Source organism: Cyanobacteriota bacterium, from assembly GCA_025054735.1.
GTDB lineage: Bacteria > Cyanobacteriota > Cyanobacteriia > SKYG9 > SKYG9 > SKYG9.
In genome coordinates, this window is sequence record JANWZG010000319.1 from 1 (window position 1) to 4,772 (window position 4,772).

The 4,772-nt window shown below is 51.1% G+C and carries 3 protein-coding genes; 2 read left to right on the top strand and 1 reads right to left on the bottom strand.

What is annotated here, in order from left to right; genetic code table 11:
• The first annotated feature begins 322 nt into the window (after positions 1–322).
• Positions 323–1,990, top strand: coding sequence for an NAD+ synthase (locus tag NZ772_14080; protein MCS6814678.1), 1,668 nt, complete (start codon positions 323–325; stop codon positions 1,988–1,990).
• Between the two features lie 53 nt (positions 1,991–2,043).
• A complete protein-coding gene (locus NZ772_14085; protein MCS6814679.1) occupies positions 2,044–2,298 on the top strand; it encodes a hypothetical protein in 255 nt (84 codons plus the stop codon).
• Positions 2,299–2,325: 27 nt separating this feature from the next.
• On the opposite strand, the gene NZ772_14090 is transcribed toward NZ772_14085, so the two are convergent.
• The gene (locus NZ772_14090) at positions 2,326–4,476 is read right to left on the bottom strand and encodes a protein kinase (protein MCS6814680.1); all 2,151 of its coding nucleotides are present in this window, start codon (positions 4,474–4,476) and stop codon (positions 2,326–2,328) included.
• Between the last annotated feature and the right edge of the window lie 296 nt (positions 4,477–4,772).

Genomic DNA, 4,772 nt, shown 5'->3' on the forward strand with positions numbered 1-4,772 from the left:
AACGGAAAACCCATAGAGAGTTCTGCGCAAGTACAAGAACAAGTAGAGAGCAGTGCTGTGGGCAGCAAGCTCCTAGTCACAGTATTGCGCAACGGCAAACCCATGACGATTACCGTGAAAACGGGTGTTTACCCAGAGATGAATAATCCCGATCGCTAACACCTCCGCTCTGTAGCCTACGTAGGGGGTTACCTGCGACTAGTCACCCGGCCCTAGTCATATCCCCGTCTTAGTGTCATAATTACACTCATGGATTCGTATCGGATGATAAACTAGTGCCTTTCCCATGGGGTTATGTTTGGTTAGAGGCCATGAAGAGGTTATGAAGATTGCGATCGCTCAACTAAATCCTACTGTTGGTGCCCTAGCCAGCAATGCCCAGCAAATTTTGGCGGCGGCTGATCAGGCTGTTGAACAAGGGGCGCGAATGCTTCTGACCCCAGAGTTATCTCTCTGTGGATATCCGCCGCGTGATCTGTTGTTGCAGCCAGACTTTGTGCGGGCTATGGGCGCAACCCTCGCACAATTGGCTCAGTCACTACCACCATCCCTCGCTGTGCTAGTAGGTACAGTGATCCCTAATCACAAGGCTGCTGAGGAGGGAGGCAAGCCATTGTTTAATAGCATGGCTCTTTTGAGTGAGGGGTCAATCCAGCGTTACATTCACAAGCAACTGCTGCCCACCTATGATGTGTTTGATGAAGACCGCTACTTTGAGCCAGGACGGCAGGCGCACTACATTACAATTGACGGCGTGCGCATGGGCATCACTATCTGTGAAGACCTGTGGAATGACGAGGAGTTTTGGGGCAAGCGCAATTATCCAACGAACCCGATCGCTGACTTAGCTGCGGCAGGAGTTGATCTCATCATTAACCTATCGGCTTCTCCTTTTACAGTGGGCAAGCCTCGCCTGCGAGAAGCCATGCTTAGCCACAGTGCTCGTCGCTATGGACACGCCATTATCTACGTTAATCAAGTGGGGGGCAATGATGATCTGATCTTTGACGGCGGCAGTTTCGTAGTCGATCGCTTCGGTGAGGTGGTTTGCCGTGCCCGTGCCTTTGCACCTGAGGTAGTAACAGTAGACATGGATCCTAAAGTTGAGCATCTGACGGGGCCTATAACCTCACCACTGACTGACCCAGAGGCTGAAATTTGGGCAGCACTGGTGCTGGGGGTGCGTGACTATGCTCAGAAATGTGGTTTCCAGCGGGCAGTCTTAGGGCTTAGCGGGGGCATTGACTCTGCACTGGTGGCGGCGATCGCGGCAACAGCACTTGGTGCTGACCATGTACTGGGAGTGCTGATGCCATCGCCCTATAGCTCTGACCATTCTGTCCACGATGCTCTAGCCCTGGCAGCCAACTTGGGAATTCATACCCAAACTATACCGATTGCTGATTTGATGCAAAGCTTCGATCGCACCCTGAGTCAGTTGTTTGCGGGCACAACCCCAGATGTAACGGAAGAAAATCTGCAATCTCGCATTCGGGGTAACCTGCTGATGGCGATCGCCAACAAGTTTGGGCATCTCTTACTCTCCACAGGCAACAAATCAGAAATGGCAGTCGGGTATTGCACGCTCTACGGCGACATGAACGGTGGTCTAGCAGTGATTGCTGATGTGCCCAAAACATGGGTCTATCGACTGTGCCGCTGGCTAAATCACACTAGCGATCGTTCTCCAGTCATTCCTGAAAACATCCTTACTAAGCCACCCAGTGCTGAACTTAGGCCAGGACAGGTTGATCAAGATTCTCTCCCGCCCTATGATGTGCTGGATGATATATTGGAGCGCCTGATCCATCACTATGAATCCATTGACCAACTGGTAGCCGCAGGTCACGATCGCGCGATCGCCACTAAGGTAGTGCATTTGGTAAATCGAGCAGAGTTTAAGCGGAAACAAGCCCCGCCGGGCCTGAAAATTACCGATCGAGCCTTTGGCACAGGCTGGCGAATGCCGATTGCTAAGCGCTTGGGATAATCACCCCTGGTATGATGGAGCTGTATAGGCTGACAAACGGAGACTGAGTGCCCATGGGAGAGCGGTTGCTAAATTGGTTAAACACTGCCCTAATGATTGATGTGGCGTTGGTGCTGGCTAGCTTTGCTTGGTTAGCGATCGCTGTTATTGGTCAAGCGGCCCATGTCTCCCTGGGGCTAGACCTGTGGTACCAGTTGTGGCAACCGCTGTTTCAGCCTGCGATCGGCATCCTCATGGCCGGAGCGATTGCGAGTGGTCTCATCAGTTGGATCCATAAACGGTTTAACCCCACGAAACCAACCCATTAATTCCAGGCAAGAGGAGCAAGGATAACACTAGAGTGACGATGACGGTTCTGTAGGCAGTGTCAGAGAATTGCTAGTGGCGTTAGAGACTTTATCTACAGCTAGGTCAATCGTGTAATTCACGGGATTGTCACCATCGGCAACGATTACAATTTCGTAGTATCCCGACTCTTGCAAAGTTCCTGACCAACTGGTATGCCGGGTATCCTCCAGTAGCGGTCTCTGGCTACTCAAGGGTGGATATAGAGAAACCAGTGCTGGCTGATCAGCTTGCCACGTAAAGCGCATAGGTTGTCCTTTGCTGAGATAGGCAATGTAGGATCGGCCTTTTCCGGGTTGTAAACTGCCAGTCAGGCGTGTATCAAATCGACCCGTGGCAAACTGTACGGTTTTCAATACCTTACCAGATAAAATATCGGTTACTTGGTCAGCCACGATTGCGTGCCATACCTGCTCCATCGGCTGTCCTGATATATTTGTATTGCGATATTCCTGAAACAGATGAAAGAACTGAGCATCTGCTAAGTCATACAGGGTGCGAGAACTGACGTTGTGCTGGTTCACTAGTTTGAGCCAGCGATCGCGATCGGCCCTACCGTAGTGTCCCAGTTGCCGCCGAGATTCAGTACTCACCCGCTCTAACCGCATCAAGAACTCATTGGCAATTTTGTCCCATTGGGCACGCAGCAACTCATCGTCCTTGCTGGTTGTTAGTTGCCGCCCTTTCAGGTCAGGATTCGCAGTGTAGAATTCTTGATTCACCAGCCTAACAAAGAAGCTGTTATCAATCGCTAATTGGCGGCGGCGATCGTCCAAGGCCTGCTTCCGCTCCTGCTCCTCCGCAGAGAAGCCTGTTGTAGGTGTTGCTACAGGTGACGGAATAACTGAAATCGTTGGAGGTTGAATAGACTGGGCAGAGTCTGGGATTGAATAGGATTGGCGATCGTGATGAGTTGCCCACCAGCCCGCGGTTGCTGCAACAACAATCACAGTGCTCCCCAATGCAACCCCCCACACCCTAGAGGAATTAGTAGATGATTGTGGCGACGATTCTGAGAGGGGTGTAGTCGCCGTTGTGGCAGAGATTGGGGTACTTGATGACTGGGGTATGTCAGGGATGGATGGCTGAGGAACGGCTAACTCACTATAGGGTGCTCCGTAGGCAGAGGCACTTCTTGGTTGGCATTGGGGTAGTTGTGTTAGTGGAACGCCCCCCAGTCCTGCTTGATTCAGAGCCTGTAGAACCTGATTGGCTGACTGAAAGCGATCGTTGGGACGATGGGCAATCATCTGGTTTAGGATTGCTGCCAGCGCTGGACTCACCTGCACATAGTGCTGCCACTGCCACTCTAGGGTTTGGGGGTTGAGCAACTCCTGAGGTTCCCGCCCTGTCAACAACACCAGCATTGTTACCCCTAGCGCATACAAATCACTATGCGGATAAGCAATCCCCAGTCGAATTTGTTCCTCTGGTGCATACCCTACCTTACCCAATCGTGTGCCTTGACTAGGTACCGCGGTTGCTGCTGGTGTTGCTGCTTGCCCTGCTAGTTCTGATGCCACCGTTGCAGCCAACTGCTTTACCCCACCAAAGTCAATCAATACGGGTAGCTTATCGACAAACCGTTGCATCAGGTTATCGGGAGCAATATCTCGATGCACGACTCCCACACTGTGCAGATAGTCCAACACAGGTAGTAATTGCCGCAGTAACTGCACTACATCTGCTTCAGTGAACAGTTGTCCCTGTTGCTTACGGGCCTGTAACAGCTCTTGATAGGTTTGACCAGCCACAAAGTCTTGCACCAGAAACAGCTTGCTGCCATTGGCAAGGGTTACCCGCAGCAACTCTCGAAAGCGGGGCACTTGGGGATGGTTCAGCCTATACAGCACTCCTGCTTCTCGCTCGAACAATTCCGATGCCTTTTGCACAGCCTGAGTACCTTCTACTTGAGGAGCAAATTCTTTCAGAACACAGGGTTCATTAAAGCGATTTAGATCCTGCGCCTCATAGGTGCGACCAAAGCCCCCGTGCCCTAGTTCACGGGTAATGCGATAACGACTACTAATCACAGTTCCGGGTGTAAGACTGCTAGCAGGGTGATGGAGTGGCTCACCACACAGGTAGCAGAATCGACTGTCTTCAGCATTGAGGTGTTGATTACGACAGTAAAGAGGCATAGATAACGATCGCCTGTGTTGATTAAAAGATGGTTGACTGAATTGTAGTCGCTATCTGCACTGAGTTATACCATGGGTCATGATTGTATAGAATTGCACCAAGTATTTAGAGCCAACTATCCAGTGATACAGTTCATGACAAGGAAGTAAGGCAAGTGGGGGAAAATTTGCTAACCTATACAGGCTATATTATAATACAAAAGTACGAACCCTAAGACCAAACCGTCCTCCCGCGTTTCTCTCCACGGTGACCTATGACCGCACCTGTAACCCATCTGACCCCTCGTGAATTTGAG